The following is a 15,981-nucleotide window of genomic DNA, read 5'->3' on the forward strand; positions in this document are numbered from 1 at the left end:
GGCTAAGCCCCTTCGGGCGGAACTAGAAGACTACATCTTCGTTGTTGTGACTCTTGGCCTTAGGGTAACTAAGGTCGGCGAGCCACGCCTAGAGTATGCAGTCTTTTAGTTCCGCAGAATTTCACTAAAGATTAATCGAGTTGCCCTTTAATATTTACTTATGGGTTTGAAACTCAAAACCAGTTTACGAATTTTTCATCAAAACAATATTGGGAGGGCTCCTAAATCGATTAGGGTTTTCCCTAATTCGGAAAGAAACTCTTTGAACCGAAAAATTAGCTTTCGGGTGGTGAGGCGGGATGGTCTTTTCCGGCTTCGATGGCGAGGCGAACCAGTTCGGTCACGGTTTTGACACCGAGTTTGGACATCAGGTTAGCACGATGCACTTCGATGGTTTTGATGCTCAGACAAAGTTGGTCGGCAATGACTTTGTTGGGGTGGCCTTGTAGGACGCCGGACAGTACTTGCGATTCGCGCTTGGAAAGTCGTTCGAATCGGTTTTGCAAGGCATCGGTTTTTTCCTGATGTTTCTGCAAATCGTCGTAATGGTGAATCGCTAACTGGATACGTTCCAGCATATGTTGGTCGTTATAGGGTTTTTCGATGAAGTCGAAGGCACCTTCTTTCATGGCGCGAATCGCCATGGGTACGTCGGCGTGACCAGTGACGATGATGACCGGAAAGTCCGGGTCGATGTGCTTGATGGACTGATGCAGTTCCATGCCGTTCAGCCCGGGCATCCGTACGTCGAGTACTACGCAACCGGGCAGGCCTGGTGAAAATGCGTCCAAAAAGGCCTGACCGTTTTCATACAGACGGGTTTGCAAGTTGACCGATTCCAGCAACCATTCCAACGACTCCCGTACCAGGCGGTCATCGTCCACAACATACACGCAAGGTTCCATCAGGCGTTTTCCTCCGAAGTGTTTTCGCGAGCCGTCCCGGCTTCGCACAAGGGTAATTCAAACATAAATTGCGCGCCTTCGTGGGTATTGCAGACGTGCAGTTGGCCGTGATGCGCCTCGACAATGCTGCGGCAAATCGCCAGCCCCAGACCCATGCCGTCGGATTTCGAGGAATGGAAGGCATCGAAAACATGGGGCAAATCTTTTTCCGGAATACCGGGGCCGGTGTCGGATACCAGAATGCGCGCGGCATCGGTTTGCGGGTGAATATCGACCGATACGCAGCCGTTTTCGTCGCATGCATCAATGGCGTTGCGAATTAAATTCAGCAAGACCTGTTCGATTTGAACCGGGTCACCGACGACACAGACATCGCCTTTTAAGGATGGCGGAATCAAGGTGACGGCGTGTTGCTTGGCTTCCGAGTCCAACAGCGACAGCACGCGTTTCAAGGTGGCGTTGAGTTGAAAGGCTTCCTGACGTCGGGCACCGGTTTGCACGAATTCACGCAGGCGACGAATGATGTTGGTGGCGCGGTCGAGACTTTCCAGAGACCGTGTCAGGCCGGTTTTGAGGTGGGACGGTTGGCTGTCTTCCAGGCGTCTCAGGCTACCGCTGATGTAGTTGGTGGCGGCTGTGAGAGGTTGATTGATTTCATGCGCTAGGCCGGAGGCCATTTCACCCACGGTAAACAGGCGGGTGACCTTGCCCAGCTGGGTGCGGTATTTGTCGTGCTCGGTTTCAATGTCCTGACGTTCAATGCTGGAGCCGATCCATTGGGTGATGAGGCGCAACAGTTCTTCGTCCACTTCGGCCAGTTGCCATTGCGAAATGTCCTGGCCGACGAAGACCAGTACACAGTGTGGCTGGCCGTTGACCTGTACGGTGAAGGTGACGACTTGGCCCGCACAGGGCGTGTCGGAAAACTGCAGAATAGCCCGGCTTTTGAACTCCGGCAGATGGCTTTCCAAACACTGTTTCAGTTTGGGTTCCTCCGGAATGTCACCGTCGGAAACGCACAGCGATAAGCCGGGGTTCGGTCCGTCGGGCAGTTTGTACAAAAACGCGGCATCCATGCGGAAATGACGGCGCGCCAATTGAATCAAACGTAGCAATTTTTCCGATTGCGTGAGGCGGGTGTCGACGGAAATTTCGTAAACCCCCTGCAGGGCCGCCCGGCTGCGACGTAACGTGGTTTCGGCTTTTTCTCGGGCTGTGATGTCTTGTTCCAATGCCTGGTTGACTTGCGAGAGTTCCACGGTGCGCTCGGCGACTTCCTTTTCCAGGTTGTCGCGGTGTTTGGCCAGTTCGGCTTGGGAAACCGCCAGTTTACGGTTGATGCGGCTCATACGTGCGGAAAAGGCCGCCAGCATCAGAATCAATATCATGACCAGTCCGACGGCCAGACCGTGTTCTTTCAGAATGGCTTTGAGGCTGATTTGTTTGCTGGGCTCGTACGGCGGCAATTTTAGGGCGCGAAGCAGGCCATGCACGGTGGTGAAATCTTCGGCGCGGGTCCAGCCGTAATGCGGATTATAGGTGCCGGGTACGGTGCTTTTCGGCATGGATTGCAGAGCGCGGGAGACCTGGCGCGCCAGGGCAATGTCCGTGTCTTCCAATCGAATCATCGACCATTCCGGGTAAAGGATGCTGCTGTGCAACAACGGATAAGGCCCGGTGTGCTGCGGGTGGATGACTTTGATTTGATTCGCGGGCAGTTTATTTTGGTCCAACAGCGATTCGATCAAACCGGAGCGGATAATACCGATGTCGGCCTCCTCGTTGATGATGGCGCGAATAATCGCTTCTTGAGATCCATTGGTGAACAACAGGTTGAAAAAATCCTTTTTCGGTGCGATGCCGGCCAGTTGCAGTTCTCGCCAGATCATCTGGTAGCCGCCGAATTCGGATGGCGATACGGCCATGACGCTTTGGCCTTTCAGGTCAGAGAGGCGTTTCAGGTCGCCGCGATCGGCACGGGTGATGAGTGCCGCACCGAAGTGACTGTAAGGCCGGGTTTCATAACGGGTTTGCAAGGTGGCGATGGGGTGGACATCATCGGTTTTTTCCAACGCGACGATTTGCGACGGATTGGTGATGGCGAAATCGAGTTGCTGCTTGTTGATGGCGTGGTTCAAGCACTCCGGCCCCATGGGTTTGATGACAAACTGGTGGTTGGGAATCTCTTTGGACAGCCATTGTGCGGTCTTCGCCCAAAAAGCTTTGTCGGCTTCGGTATTGCGCAGGTTCAACACGCCGATGTCGACGATGTCGGCCCGCACGGCGGACAAGGGCATCATCAAGGTGATGAGTAATAATCCGAGTGCAATGCGTAATGTGGGGCAGGAGTGGTTCAAAAGAGAGTGGCCTTTTTAAAATCGTTCAGTGTCGTCGTGTTTGTTTTTTAGCATAGCGATTTTTTTCAGGACGGCAAGGTCGTTTTTGGCCAGGCCTGGTGAAAGTGATGATTGAGGAGGCGTCAACGTCAAGGATAGAAACGGTTTATGATCCTCTTAAAAATAATTGATTTAGCTTAAGTTTCATTTGATAACTTGCGGGCTTATATTGCGTTATACTCGTTGCAAAATATACTACATTTTTACAAAAAGAGAGATTTGCACGAGATGGGTTCACGGATAAAAATGGCTAAAATCTCCCTGAATGTCGTTGAAAAACTGGCTAATAGCTAGCTATTAGCTGCGTTTTCCGCCTAATTCAGAAAAATTTTATCTCATTTTTCTATCACGCCCCACTCATGCAAAGCTCTCAAAAAATTATCGAAACAGGCCCGATGTGAACGCACAGTCTTCAAACAAAATAAAACATAAAAAAAACCTGAAACAGACCATGTTGGCGGGGGCACTGATTACCGCGCTGGCGGTTTTTATCATCACCTTGTTCGCGGCGTCACAGATTTTTACCCAACGGTTTGGCGAACAAAGTGTGAAAAATGCCGAGACCCTGAGCCAGTTGTCGTTTGACAATATGTATCAGTTGATGAGTAAAGGCTGGAACCGTCAACAGCTCCTTCAATTTCGCGAAAACCTGAAAGAAACCTATCAAGAGCACGGGCTGAGTTTTTCTATTTATCGTTCAGAGATCGTTAATCATCAATTTGGTTTTTTGGCCTCGGATGTATCGGACAGCATGCAACCGTTTTTCCAGGAAGTGTTGAAATCCAAAAAACCGATGGAGATTAAACAGGATGAATGGGTGCGCAGTTTTCGGCCTTTGGTGGCTCAGGAAGCCTGTTTGAAATGCCATACTCAAGCAAAGGTTGGCGATGTTTTGGGCGTTATGGGCATTGAGCAAAATATAGGACAGGTATTGAAACCGGCCCATAATGAGTTTCTGGTGTGGATGCTATTGTTGATGCCGGTTCCGGTGCTGCTGGCTTTATGGGTCGGGCGGCGTTTTTCCAAAAGCCTGTTGAGCAGTGTGCATGACTTGAATCAACAAGTGGTGTCCATCAATCAGATTGACGATTTGAAAAACCTGGCGCACGGTAAGTCTGTGTTCGATTACACCGAGTTCGATCAGTTGAATGACAGTCTGAACCAATTGGGCGACAAGATTAAAAATATCGCCATTGACCGCGACATTCTCGATTTTGAAATCCAGTTGCTCGACAAACTGGTGTTGTCATCGGAAATCGTCAAAGACTGGAAGCAACACATCTGTCTGTTGATGGAAGAAATCAATCAAATTTTGCCGTTATACACCTTGTTCGTGGTGTTTCGTACCGATGATGTCGAGCAATATGTCATTGAAGTTTTTTGGCTGGGCAAGCCGGAGAAGGCCACTGAAAAAGAGCTCGAAGTGCACGCTAAGGAAATTCTCAGCGAAGTGTCGATTTTTGATAAAGGGTCGGTGTTTAAGGTGAACCACTCTTACGCTACCCAAGAATCCTTGACCATTGAAAACCGGATTCAGACGCAAAGCAAGAGTTTGATTCTGGACACACCGAAAATTGGTGGGGTGGTTGGTTTAGGGGTTGAAACCTTCCCGCCGAAAGATTCTTCCCGTTCCGTGGTGGTGGAAAGTATTTTAACCACTTTAGTCAATGTCATCGGCTCCATCAAGGCCATTAACAAGTTCACCAAGGAATTGGAATATTACGCCACGCGCGACCCTCTGACCCACCTGTTCAACCAGCGGGTGTTTCATGAGTTGCTGGCCTATGAAGTCGGGCGGGCACACCGTCATCATTACGATTTCGGTTTGATGGTGCTGGATTTCGATAATTTCAAACTGATTAACGATCAGTACGGCCATGCGTTTGGGGATGAAGTGTTGCAGCAATTTGCTTTGGCGACGAAACAAGCCTTACGGGAAGGGGATATTTTTGCGCGTTACGGTGGGGATGAATTCTGTGTGATTTTCCCGGAAACCGGTTTTACGGAAGTGCACGAGTTGGCGCATAAGGTGTTGGAAGCCACGCATGGCATTGAGTTGGTGGCCCCGAATGGCCAGCCGGTACACATTACCTGTTCCATTGGCATCAGCCTATATCCGGATCATGCGCATGACAAGGAAGACTTGTTCATGGTGGCGGATAATATGTTGTACCGCGCTAAAGGCAGTGGTAAGAATGCGATTTCGTATCCGCAGGAAGCCGATTTGGTGGAAGTGTACAAAGAGTCTAACGACCAGAGCCTGTTCATTATGAAAGCGTTGGAGACGGGCGACCCGATTGAACCGAATTACCAACCGATTGTTAATATGGAAACAGGGGAAATCGAAGTACACGAACTCTTGATGCGCTTGCGTCAGGACGACGAATTGATCAGCGCCGGACGCTTTATCGAAACCGCCGAGCATATGGGGTTGGTGAACCAGATGGATATGATTCTGATTGATAAGGCGTTGGCGGATGCCAATCGCTCCGGCTATGAAGGCGTGCTGTTCATCAACCTGTCGCCGAAAGCGATTGTCGCCAGTGAGTTCATTCAACGGATTCAGGATTTGACGGAAACCTACCAGATTGATCACGAACGCATCGTGTTTGAAATTACCGAACGCGAGACGGTACACAATGTGGCTTTGTTGGAGAAGTTTGTACGTGAATTGCGCTCGGAAGGTTTCCGCTTCGCTATCGACGATTTTGGTTCCGGCTTTTCGTCTTTCCAATATTTGAAACGCTTCCCGGTGAATTTCATTAAGATTGAAGGTGAGTTCATCAATAATATGTCCAAGAATGAAATTGACCTGGCATTTGTGGAAAGTGCGGTATCCATGGCAAAGTCGCTTGGCATTGAAACCATTGCGGAGTTCATCGAAAACGAGGAAACCCTGGATTTGGTCAAGAGCTTGGGCATTGATTATGCGCAGGGTTATTTACTGGCCACGCCACAATCGGATTTCTCCAAGCAACTGGATGCGAACATCAAAACACGGATTCAAACCCTTTAAAACAACAGGAGAGGTGTGATGGAGTTGGCGACGATACAAGCGTTTTTAGGTTGGAGTGTGCTGTTGAATTGGGCGGTGTTGATTGTATGGGGCACGATGTTTATGGGTGCCCATGATGCGATTTACCGTTTGCATACCCGGTGGTTTGAGTTGGATCGATTGGCGTTTGACCGTATTCACTATGTCGGGATGGCGATTTATAAACTGGCGATTATTTTGTTTTGCCTTGTACCGTATTTATCGTTGCTGATTCTGCAAAGTCGTTAATCTGACGTTTAACTATTAAAACCGCCAGGCCTGGCGGTTTTGTTTATGGTGGCTTGGAGGAACTTAAGCGGTTTTTTCATTACTATCCGAACCGCTTTTTAAGCGAGGCGTTGCGTTTTCGCTGACTTTAAAGAAATCCACCTGGCGATTCATTTGATGGGCCGCTTCTTTCATTTGCTGTGCGTTCTGTGCGGTTTGTTCCACAATCAAGGCATTTTGTTGAGTATCTTTATCCAAGCTAACGATGGCCTGGTTGATGTGTTCCACCGCTTTGGCCTGTTCTTCGGACGAGGTGGTGATTTCCGAAATGATGCTGGTCACTTTGGTGATGACTTCGTTGATCTCACTCAAAGACTCTTTGGATTGATTAACGTAACCTGCTCCTTCGTGGATTTTATGCACACTGTCTTCAATCAACGTTTTGATTTGGCGTGCCGCATCGGCTGATTTTTGCGCCAGGTTACGTACCTCACCGGCCACCACCGCGAAGCCTCGACCGTGCTCACCGGCGCGCGCGGCTTCCACAGCGGCGTTTAAAGCCAGGAGGTTGGTTTGGAAGGCGATGCTGTCAATCAGGGTGATGATGTCGGCAATCTGGTGACTGGATTTGGTGATTTGGTCCATGGATTGAACCGCAATTTCGTTAATCTCGGCCCCTTTCTGAGCTTTTTGCTGGGCCTGTCTTGCCAAGGTATTGGCATTGCGTGCCGAATCTGTGTTTTGGCGGACGGTGGCGGTAATTTCTTCTGTTGAAGCGGAGGTTTCTTCCAACGTGGCGGCTTGGCTTTGTGTTTTTTCTGAGAAAGCCAAGGCGCTTTGTGCCAGCTCTTCCGACATCTGGGCAACGCTTTCGGCGCTTTGGTTGATTTGCAAAATCGTGGTGCCGACCTTATCACAGGTGGTATGGAGCGCTGAGTCCAGGCGTTTGAGGTCTCCGGTTAATTGAATGTCGTTTTTCGGGTCGTAGTTCCCGGAAGCTTGGCGGCTCAAAGCTTCTGAAATATGGGTGATGGCTTCTTCGACCGAATCCAACGACTGGTTGATATTATGTTTCAGTTTTTCGAATTCACCTTTGACGTCGATACTGATGCGGCGGTCGAATTTTCCGGTACTCATTTCCGACATCACTAAATTGATTTCTTCGAAAGACAGCTTCAATGAGTTGACCACCGATTCGGTATTTTCCAGAATGTGTTTGAAGCGGCCTTCCAGCCCTTGGATGGACTGGACGTCAAATTCGCCGTTTGACAGAGACGAGAGGGTGGTGTCCAGAAAGACAATGGTTTGGTTGATGTTCCGAACCGATTGATTGACGTCCTGTTTCAACTCGTCGAACACCCCTTTCATTTCGGAACGAATGGAGACATCGGTTTTTCCTCGCGCAACGTTGGCCATGACCGTCTGAATTTCTTCAATGGTGTTGGCGAGAAATTGAATGTGATTGTTGAAGTCGGCGGAAATGCGACCGATTTCGTCGTTCCCTCGTAAGGTGATTGTCTGCGATAAATCACCGTCGTTACTGACCCGTTGCATAATTGAAGACATTTCTTTCAACGGACGATTAATGGCGTTGAAAACCCAGTAAGCGACGCCGATACTGACGGCGATTAAAAGCCCCAGAATGATGAAGTGGCTGATGAGTGTGGCGTAAAAAGCGTCGTTCACATCGTCAATGTAAATCCCGGTACCCAGCACCCAATTCCAGCCGGGGATTTCTTTTACGAATGACATTTTCGGCACCGGCACGGTTTGGTTGGGCTTGGTCCAAAAGTATTCCACATAACCCTGGCCGGATTTTTTGGCGGTTTTTGCCATGTTCACAAACAGCAGGTTGCCTTTCTTGTCTTTGTATTCACTCAGGTCCGATCCGTCCAGACTGGGTTTCAACGGATGCATGATCATTGTGGGGTGAAAGTCGTTAATCCAAACGTAGTTATTGCCGTCGTAACGAAACGAACTGACGATACGTTTGGCTTCATTTTGGGCGGCTTCCGTGGTGAGCTTACCTTCTTTGACTTGGTTCTGTAAGGCGTGGATTTGTGATGAAATTCCAGTGATGATGGTTTCCACACGTTCCTTTTTGGCATCCATCATGATTTGTTTTTCGGTGATGCTGTCGTAAATGGTGATAAATGACATTCCGACAAGTGTCACCAAAATCAGCAAAATCAATTTCGCTTTGATTGTTATATTCATTAAACCGTTCATTTTCCTGCCTCTGTCGCTCTGTCTAGGGAATGCGTACTTTTTAGTATTTTGTTTTTATTAAGTTTTTTTAGTTGTTAAAGGTTTTATTTATGAAAATAAATAAGCCATGCCGTCACTTTCTTTATAGCGCATTTATTTTTCGAAAACAAAGCCTTTCATCAGCTTTTTAAAGAAAAAAGTCTTTTTAAGTCAAAATGTTACAGAGACGTCATCTTTTTTTTCGAGTTTGGAGATGACGGTAAAAATGAAAGAGGGAACGGTTTTTATTCAGAAAGGAGAAAAACGCCCAGGCCTGGGCGTTTTTGGGTTAATGGTTGCTGGGTTTTGGCGCTCGATTCGGACGTCTTTTGGATTTGTTTCTGGACGGACGATTCTTGGGGGCCGAGTCGGAATGATTTGAACGAGGGGTACGACTCGGTGTCGAACCATCCGTTCCGTCGCCTTGGGGCGAGCGCGTACCGTTTGAGCGTTTAGGCTTTTTCGGTTTCTTGGGCTTTTTCGGATGATGGTTCAATCGGGTTTCCGGCAAGTCTTTTTCCGGTTCAAAACCGTCTTCAATGTGACGTGGAATCTGTTTTTGAATCAGGTTTTCGATGTCGGAGAGTTGTTTGATTTCGTCGGCGCTGACCAGTGAAATGGCTTGCCCGGTCGCGCCGGCGCGTCCGGTACGCCCAATGCGGTGAACGTAGTCTTCGGCCACATTGGGCAGGTCGAAATTGATCACTTGCGGCAATTGATCGATGTCCAGCCCGCGTGCGGCGATGTCGGTGGCGACCAGTACCTGAATCTTGCCGTCTTTGAACTCGCTCAAGGCGCGTGTTCGGGCGGCCTGGCTTTTGTTGCCGTGAATGGCAGCGGCGCGGATGCCTTTGGTTTCCAGCTGACGAGTTAAGCGGTTCGCCCCGTGTTTGGTGCGCGAGAACACCAATACTTGAAACCAGTTATGTTCTTGAATTAAATGAACCAGCAGAGCGGATTTACGGTTTTTATCGACTGGGTAAACTTGTTGGGTGACGGTTTCGGCGGTGGAGTTGCGCTGTGCGACGGAAATTTCCACCGGGTCGGTCACGAAGCTTTGCGCCAATTTTCGAATGTCGTTGGAAAAGGTGGCCGAAAACAGCAGGTTTTGGCGGTTTTTCGGTAACAAACGGGCAATGCGTTTCAAATCATGAATGAAGCCCATGTCGAGCATCCGATCGGCTTCGTCCAGTACCAAAATTTCCAACTGATCAAACTTGACAGCGTTTTGACTGTATAAATCGAGTAAACGGCCGGGCGTGGCAATCAAAATATCGACACCACCGCGTAAACGCATCATCTGCGGGTTGATTTTGACACCACCGAATACCACGGTCGATTTTAACGGTAAATGCTGGCCGTAAGTGGCGACGCTGTCGGCCACTTGCGCTGCCAGCTCGCGTGTCGGGGTTAGAATTAAAGCACGCGCTTGGTTGGGTTTGGGCTTGTCGCCTTTGGATAAGCGTTCCAGGATTGGCAGGGTAAAGCCGGCGGTTTTGCCGGTGCCGGTTTGGGCGGCGGCCATGACGTCGCGGCCCTCCAGTACGACAGGGATGGCTTGCTGCTGAATCGGGGAGGGCGTTTCATAGCCTTGCTGTTGGATGGCGTCAAGAATAGGGGTGGATAAACCAAGGGCGTTAAAGCTCATAAAAGATGGATCTCATAAAGGGTTGCGTAAGGCGTTGTTTCGGTTAAACAGAGTCAAACAGAAATGAATCGAGGCATATACTTCGAAAAGGGAGCTTAGCTTACCTTAATTTGAATGATAAAGCGATGTTTAGTTCAACAGCGATTGGATTTAGGTGTGATTAAGTCTTTGATCGGCCAGGAAATCCGATATTGACCAGGCCTGGTAAAAAGCATAAAAAAACCGCTGCCTCGGGGAAAGCAGCGGTAACGTCTTAGGAGACTTTTTATCGGTGTTTTGGGTTAAAGCCGTGTCAAGACGTTCTAAAAAAGCCCTTATTGGCGAACGCCTTCCAGGTTGAGCTGGAAATACACTTCGGTGGACGCTGGCCCAAGGTTATAGGTGATGCCGTAATCCGCCAGTTTGATTCGAGTGGTTCCGGTAAACCCGGCACGATAGCCGCCCCAAGGGTCTTTACCTTCGCCGACTTTACTGGCTTGAATTTCAATCGGTTTGGTGACGCCGTGTAACGTCAAATCACCTTTGACGGTCAGGGTTTTGTCAGCGTTTTCAGTAATCGAGGTGCTGACGAATTGCGCTTTCGGGAATTTTTTGACATTCAGGAAGTCGTCGCTTCGCAGGTGTTTGTCACGTTCTGCGTGGTTGGTGTTGACACTGTCGGTATCAATGGTGACATCCACTTTGCTGTTGGATGGCTTTTCAGCATCGTACACAAACGTACCGCCAAATTGGTCGAAACGACCGGTCAGCCAGCTGTAACCCAGGTGCTGAATTTTAAAGTTCACCGAGGCGTGCATGCCTTTGGTATCGATTTGGTAATTGGCCGGTGCGGCAAAAGCCGTTGAGGATACGGCGATAGAGGCGATGGACAGGCCGGTCGCCAAAAAGGTGCGTTTAAGCCAGGTTAAGGTGTTCATAAGGATTCTCCTTTTCTTCAGTTTATGCGTAAATGCTGCGTTTGATGATTTAAAAATCGTTATTCGCGGGTGGCGGTTAGCATGCGTTTCAAGGTGACGTCTTTGTCAATGAAATGGTGCTTCAGCGCCGCCAGCATGTGTATGCTTACCAGTGCAATCAAGGAAACGGCAATCCAGTAATGAAATTCACCGGCAATATCGGCCTGGTTTTCAATGCCCAACGGATAGGCCGGCACCGTAAACCAGTTGAATACGTCGATGCCATGGCCTTCCGCGGTGGAAATGAAATACCCGCTCACCCCCAAGGCAAACACCAGCAAGTACAACAATGCATGCGCACTGTGGGCGGCGAAGGTGACGAACCGGGAATGGTTGGCGGGTGGTTGTGGGGTTGGGTTGATCCAACGCCACACCAGACGCAACGCCATCAAGCCGACCAACAATACCCCAAGGCTTTTATGAATCGCCGGGGCGTCGTGGTACCAGGGGCTGTAAAAACTCAGGTCCACCATCCACAGACCCAGTGCAAACAAGCCGATGACCCCCACGGCGATGAACCAGTGCAGTGCGATGCTGATCCAGCCATAGCCGGAAAAACTGTTGGTTAATTTCATGTGCCTGCCTTTGTGTTCGGTTCGAGTTTGTATTGCGTTTCAGCGTTATGAATAGCGTACATTGTTGTTGTATGGTTTAGAATGGTTAAATAATAAAAAGACTTTTTCCAAATAAAGAACAATCGAGCAGGCTTATGAAAAACCGTCACGACAGTCTGGAAGGCATCAGTACCTTTGTGCAGGTGGTGGAATCCGGCAGTTTTACCGAAGCGGCGTCGGTGTTGGGGCATTCGGTGTCGTATATCAGTAAGGAAGTCACCCGTTTGGAAGAGCGGCTGGGCGCACGCTTGTTGAATCGCACCACCCGCAGTTTGAGTTTGACCGACATCGGACGGGTCTATTTCGAAAAAACACGCGGCCTCTTGATGGAAGCGCGTGAAGCCGAAATGAGCATCGACACCTTGCAGCAAAAGCCGGTGGGACGTTTGAAAGTGAGTTTGCCGGCCAGTTTCGGCCAATCGCACCTATTGCCGGTGGTGGCGACGTATATGCAGCGTTATCCGGACATCAAACTCAATGTGGATTTCAGCAGTCGTCTGGTGGATTTGGCTGGCGAAGGTTTTGACCTGGCGGTGCGGATGGGGGAGTCGAAGGATTCCAATTTGATTAGCCGCAAAATACTCTCGTTTCGAATGATTACGGTGGCCACGCAAGCGTATCTCGACGAACACGGTACACCGCAGCACCCGAACGACCTACGCACGCATCAGGCGGTGAAGTATTTGTATAACCAGGTGCCGATTACCTGGGAATATGTGAATGAAAAAGGCGAGGTCATCAATGTCGATATCGGGCATATTGCCGAAACCAATAACCTGCAGATGCAGCAGACGTTGGTCAGTGCCGGTGTCGGCATCGGGCGTTTGCCGGAATTTCTGTGTCAGCCCTTGATCGAGCAGGGCGAGCTGGTTGAGGTGTTGACCGAGTATGAGCTGCCGCCGCACGGGGTGTATGCGGTGTTTCCGCATCGTCATTACTTGTCGGCCAAGGTACGCGCTTTTGTGGATTTATTGACCGAACATTTCAGCCCGAAAGGTAAAAAGGCGGCTATAAAATCGTCGTCATCCATTCACGAGTAAAACACGCCTTATGACCAGGCCTGGCGGTTTTTCAGAAAAGGTTTTCGAGTGCTTTATCGAGCGTTGGGTATTGGAAGCGGAACCCGGCTTTGGTCAATTGAGTGGGCACCACGGCTTGGCTGACGGTGAGTACCTGCGCGCCGTCGCCGAGCAGTAATCGCAGTTGCCAGCGGAAAACCGGCAACCAGAAAGGGCGGTGTAGCTGGCGGGCCAGTTGACGACCGAATTCCGCCTGCGAGACCGGTTGTGGGCTGGTGAGGTTGAAGGTGCCGTGCATCTCCGGATGGTCGAGCGCAAATAAAAAACCTTCTGCCAAGTCATCGATGTGGACCCAGGAAAAACATTGCTGGCCACCGGCAATGGGGCCGCCCAGCCCCAGTTTAAACGCGGGCAACATCTTCTTCAAAGCGCCGCCATGCGCGGCCAGGACCACTCCGAATCGAAAGGTGACCAGCCGTTCCGGCGCAGCGAGTTGTTGTGTGGCTTTTTCCCAGGCCTGGACCAAATCGCCGAAAACGTTCTGTCCGGCGTCGGTGTGGGATTCGTCCATGGGATGGTCGCAATCGGATTCCGGATAAAAGCCGATGGCGGAGGCGGCGATGACGCGCTTCGGTGGCTCATCCAGCGATTGCAGCACGTCGGTCAGGCGTTGGTTTAAATCCACGCGACTGGACCAGATGCGTTTTTGGTGTGTGGCGGTCCAACGCTGGCCGATATTCGCGCCGCTCAATTGAATCAGACAATCGAGGCCATTGAGTTCGGAAGCCAGGTCAAATTCCGGATCGAACGCCTCATGGCCATAAGCCTTGACGGCATGCCCGAATTGTTCGAGTCGCGGTTTTAAATAGGAACCAACTAGGCCGGTGCCGCCCAAAATCACGATGCGCATGCGGATTACTCCGTGTTGTTTGCGTTGCTTTCCGGAGGGTCCGGTACGAATTTCAGCACATTGCCGTTGATGCAGTAGCGCTTGTGGCTCGGCGGCGGGCCGTCATTGAACACGTGGCCTAAGTGGATGCCAGAACTGGCACTGCGGACTTCAATGCGGTGCATGCCGTGGCTGAAGTCTTCATGTTCGGTGATGGCGCCTTCCACCGGGTTGAAAAAGCTTGGCCAGCCGGAGCCGCTCTCGAATTTGGTATCGCTGCGGAACAGCGCCGCACCGGTGATGGGGTCCACAAAGGTGCCGGGGCGTTTTTCATCGAGATGCGATCCGGTAAAGGCCTGTTCGGTGCCTTGCTCAAAGGCGATGCGTCGTTGTTCCGGTGTCAGCAAACGGAAGCCGATCCATTTCCAGAAACGGGCTTTGTCGCCGTTGTAGCCGGTGAAACGTGAGACTTCTTTGCCATCTTCAAACAACACGATGGTCGGTGTCGCAAACAGGCTTTTCTCCAGTGTCCAACCTTCCGGTGGGTTTGGATTTAACGTGGTGGTCACGTCAACATCGGTTTGCCAGTCGTCGAGGATTTCCGCTTTGAATTGCTTACAGAAAGCACAGTCTTCAGCCTCGAACACCACCAGCTGACGCGTTTGGTTGAGATCGCTGCCTTGCAAACGCGGTGCGGACGGTTCGCTTTTCGGCATCGGCGACTTACCGTCGCCGGGGTATTTCACCCCGGTTCCGCCCAGGCCGCAATAGCCATTGGGGTTTTTCTGCAAATAGTTCTGGTGGTATTCCTCGGCGGTGATGTAGTTATGAAGTGGCGCGATTTCAGTGGTGATTTTCGAGTAACCGGCTTGAGTCAGAGCGGTTTGATAAGCCGCTTCGGTTTGTTTGGCGATGGCGGTTTGGGCGTCGTTATGGGTGTAGATGGCACTGCGGTAATTGGTGCCGACATCGTTGCCCTGGCGGTCGCCTTGAGTTGGATCATGATTTTCCCAAAAATGAATCAGAATGGTTTCCAGGTCGACTGTTTGAGGGTCGAAGGTCACCTTGACGACTTCCGCATGATTGCGTTGGTCGGTTTTACCGTAACGGATTTCTTTTTCCAGGCCGAGTACGTCGTAATAACCGGCGTTTTCGGCATCGCCGCCGGCGTAGCCGCTTTCGACGTCAATCACGCCGGAAATTTCGCTCATGCGTTTTTCGGCACCCCAGAAACAGCCCATTCCCAGAACGATGTAATCCGTGTTTTCGGCGGTTGGTGTGTTCATTTCCGGCTCCTTAGCGCAGGCGCTCACCGACAAGGTGGCGGCGAGCGCCAGTAGGGTTAACAATTTGTATAACATGGCGGTTCCTTTTTGATATCCGTTTACTCATTAGACCGTGGGTTGTGCGAAATCTTTCCACGGATTGCTTGAGGAACCCTGACTGTGTTGTGCGGATTTAAGACGCATCATCCTGTAGCGTCGTTAAATCCTTTAATACGATGGCGACATGATCTTCGGGATCGACATCTCGATAAATTTTAGCGATTTTTCCATCGGGGGAGATGATAAAACTGTGACGTTTCGCTAGCTTGAATAAAAAATAATCGCCCAGCGAGCCGTATTGTTCGGCCACTTTTCCGTCAGGATCGGAAAGCAAATTAAACGGGAGTTGATGCTTTTCGGCAAAGGCTTTATGGCTGGCGGAGTCGTCCAGACTGACGCCGATCAGTACCGCTTGTCGCTGAATGAGGCGATTGATATTGTCGCGAAAGCTACAGGCTTCGGTGGTGCAGCCGGGGGTGTCGTCCTTCGGGTAAAAGTAGAGTACAACCCACTGACCACGATAGTCGGATAAACGAACAACCTTCCCGTGTTGATTGGTTAACGCGAAAGCCGGCGCTTCTTCGCCAACGGCCAGTTGGGCTGCCCAGCCAGAGGGGCTGAAACAAAGCACCAGGCACATAACGGACCAGTAAATGGCTAAACGAGGTTTCATCTTAGCCCTCCGTATTGGGTGATGAGAGAAGCTTCCATCTTACAGTT

General features: G+C 50.4%; 12 protein-coding genes. 3 read left to right on the forward strand and 9 right to left on the reverse strand.

Annotated features, from left to right (window positions below):
• Positions 1-275: 275 nt before the first annotated feature.
• The gene (locus AC0KH7_RS03840) at positions 276-905 is read right to left on the reverse strand and encodes a response regulator transcription factor (RefSeq protein ID WP_472370862.1); all 630 of its coding nucleotides are present in this window, start codon (positions 903-905) and stop codon (positions 276-278) included.
• Positions 905-3,262 carry a sensor histidine kinase gene (locus AC0KH7_RS03845; RefSeq protein ID WP_472370864.1) on the reverse strand — a complete coding sequence of 786 codons (2,358 nt, stop codon included), beginning with the start codon at positions 3,260-3,262 and terminating at the stop codon, positions 905-907. Before AC0KH7_RS03845 ends, AC0KH7_RS03840 begins: the two co-directional genes overlap by 1 nt.
• A gap of 436 nt (positions 3,263-3,698) precedes the next feature.
• Here AC0KH7_RS03845 and AC0KH7_RS03850 point away from each other — a divergent pair, with 436 nt between their 5' ends.
• Together AC0KH7_RS03850 and AC0KH7_RS03855 are read left to right on the forward strand one after the other, a co-directional pair.
• Entirely contained in the window at positions 3,699-6,317 is a 2,619-nt protein-coding gene (locus AC0KH7_RS03850; protein ID WP_472370866.1) for a putative bifunctional diguanylate cyclase/phosphodiesterase, read from the forward strand.
• An 18-nt stretch (positions 6,318-6,335) separates the two neighbouring features.
• Positions 6,336-6,584, forward strand: a complete 249-nt coding sequence (locus tag AC0KH7_RS03855; protein ID WP_472370867.1) for a DUF6868 family protein — start codon at positions 6,336-6,338, stop codon at positions 6,582-6,584.
• A gap of 63 nt (positions 6,585-6,647) precedes the next feature.
• Here the strand turns inward: AC0KH7_RS03855 and AC0KH7_RS03860 are convergent, their stop codons facing one another.
• From AC0KH7_RS03860 to AC0KH7_RS03875, 4 genes are all read right to left on the reverse strand, one after another.
• Complete coding sequence (locus tag AC0KH7_RS03860) at positions 6,648-8,780, reverse strand: methyl-accepting chemotaxis protein (RefSeq protein WP_472370869.1); 2,133 nt, start codon at positions 8,778-8,780, stop codon at positions 6,648-6,650.
• A gap of 319 nt (positions 8,781-9,099) precedes the next feature.
• Positions 9,100-10,458, reverse strand: coding sequence for a DEAD/DEAH box helicase (locus tag AC0KH7_RS03865; RefSeq protein WP_472370871.1), 1,359 nt, complete (start codon positions 10,456-10,458; stop codon positions 9,100-9,102).
• A gap of 314 nt (positions 10,459-10,772) precedes the next feature.
• Positions 10,773-11,375: a YceI family protein gene (locus AC0KH7_RS03870; RefSeq protein WP_472370873.1), complete on the reverse strand. Its 603-nt coding sequence runs from the start codon at positions 11,373-11,375 to the stop codon at positions 10,773-10,775.
• 59 nt (positions 11,376-11,434) lie between these two features.
• Positions 11,435-11,989 (reverse strand): cytochrome b, encoded by a 555-nt coding sequence (locus AC0KH7_RS03875; protein ID WP_472370875.1) that lies wholly within the window; start codon positions 11,987-11,989, stop codon positions 11,435-11,437.
• A 134-nt stretch (positions 11,990-12,123) separates the two neighbouring features.
• On the opposite strand from AC0KH7_RS03875, the gene AC0KH7_RS03880 reads away from it, so the two are divergent.
• Positions 12,124-13,068, forward strand: a complete 945-nt coding sequence (locus tag AC0KH7_RS03880; RefSeq protein ID WP_472370876.1) for a LysR family transcriptional regulator — start codon at positions 12,124-12,126, stop codon at positions 13,066-13,068.
• Between the two features lie 31 nt (positions 13,069-13,099).
• Here the strand turns inward: AC0KH7_RS03880 and AC0KH7_RS03885 are convergent, their stop codons facing one another.
• The 3 genes from AC0KH7_RS03885 to AC0KH7_RS03895 form a co-directional block, all read right to left on the reverse strand.
• Entirely contained in the window at positions 13,100-13,957 is an 858-nt protein-coding gene (locus tag AC0KH7_RS03885; RefSeq protein ID WP_472370878.1) for a TIGR01777 family oxidoreductase, read from the reverse strand.
• Positions 13,958-13,962: 5 nt separating this feature from the next.
• The gene (gene msrA / locus AC0KH7_RS03890; RefSeq protein ID WP_472370880.1) at positions 13,963-15,297 is read right to left on the reverse strand and encodes a peptide-methionine (S)-S-oxide reductase MsrA; all 1,335 of its coding nucleotides are present in this window, start codon (positions 15,295-15,297) and stop codon (positions 13,963-13,965) included.
• A gap of 97 nt (positions 15,298-15,394) precedes the next feature.
• A complete protein-coding gene (locus AC0KH7_RS03895; protein WP_472370882.1) occupies positions 15,395-15,934 on the reverse strand; it encodes a peroxiredoxin in 540 nt (179 codons plus the stop codon).
• Positions 15,935-15,981 lie beyond the last annotated feature (47 nt).

It is taken from the genome of Hydrogenovibrio sp. (assembly GCF_965140365.1).
In the GTDB taxonomy this organism is placed as follows: domain Bacteria; phylum Pseudomonadota; class Gammaproteobacteria; order Thiomicrospirales; family Thiomicrospiraceae; genus Hydrogenovibrio.

Bases quoted from the DNA above. Each gene is read 5' to 3' on its own strand.
- AC0KH7_RS03875 (WP_472370875.1), bottom strand. From the start codon at position 11,989: ATGAAATTAACCAACAGTTTTTCCGGCTATGGCTGGATCAGCATCGCA.
- msrA (WP_472370880.1), bottom strand. From the start codon at position 15,297: ATGTTATACAAATTGTTAACCCTACTGGCGCTCGCCGCCACCTTGTCG.
- AC0KH7_RS03860 (WP_472370869.1), bottom strand. From the start codon at position 8,780: ATGAATATAACAATCAAAGCGAAATTGATTTTGCTGATTTTGGTGACA.
- AC0KH7_RS03840 (WP_472370862.1), bottom strand. From the start codon at position 905: ATGGAACCTTGCGTGTATGTTGTGGACGATGACCGCCTGGTACGGGAG.
- AC0KH7_RS03855 (WP_472370867.1), top strand. From the start codon at position 6,336: ATGGAGTTGGCGACGATACAAGCGTTTTTAGGTTGGAGTGTGCTGTTG.
- AC0KH7_RS03895 (WP_472370882.1), bottom strand. From the start codon at position 15,934: ATGAAACCTCGTTTAGCCATTTACTGGTCCGTTATGTGCCTGGTGCTT.
- AC0KH7_RS03880 (WP_472370876.1), top strand. From the start codon at position 12,124: ATGAAAAACCGTCACGACAGTCTGGAAGGCATCAGTACCTTTGTGCAG.
- AC0KH7_RS03885 (WP_472370878.1), bottom strand. From the start codon at position 13,957: ATGCGCATCGTGATTTTGGGCGGCACCGGCCTAGTTGGTTCCTATTTA.
- AC0KH7_RS03870 (WP_472370873.1), bottom strand. From the start codon at position 11,375: ATGAACACCTTAACCTGGCTTAAACGCACCTTTTTGGCGACCGGCCTG.
- AC0KH7_RS03865 (WP_472370871.1), bottom strand. From the start codon at position 10,458: ATGAGCTTTAACGCCCTTGGTTTATCCACCCCTATTCTTGACGCCATC.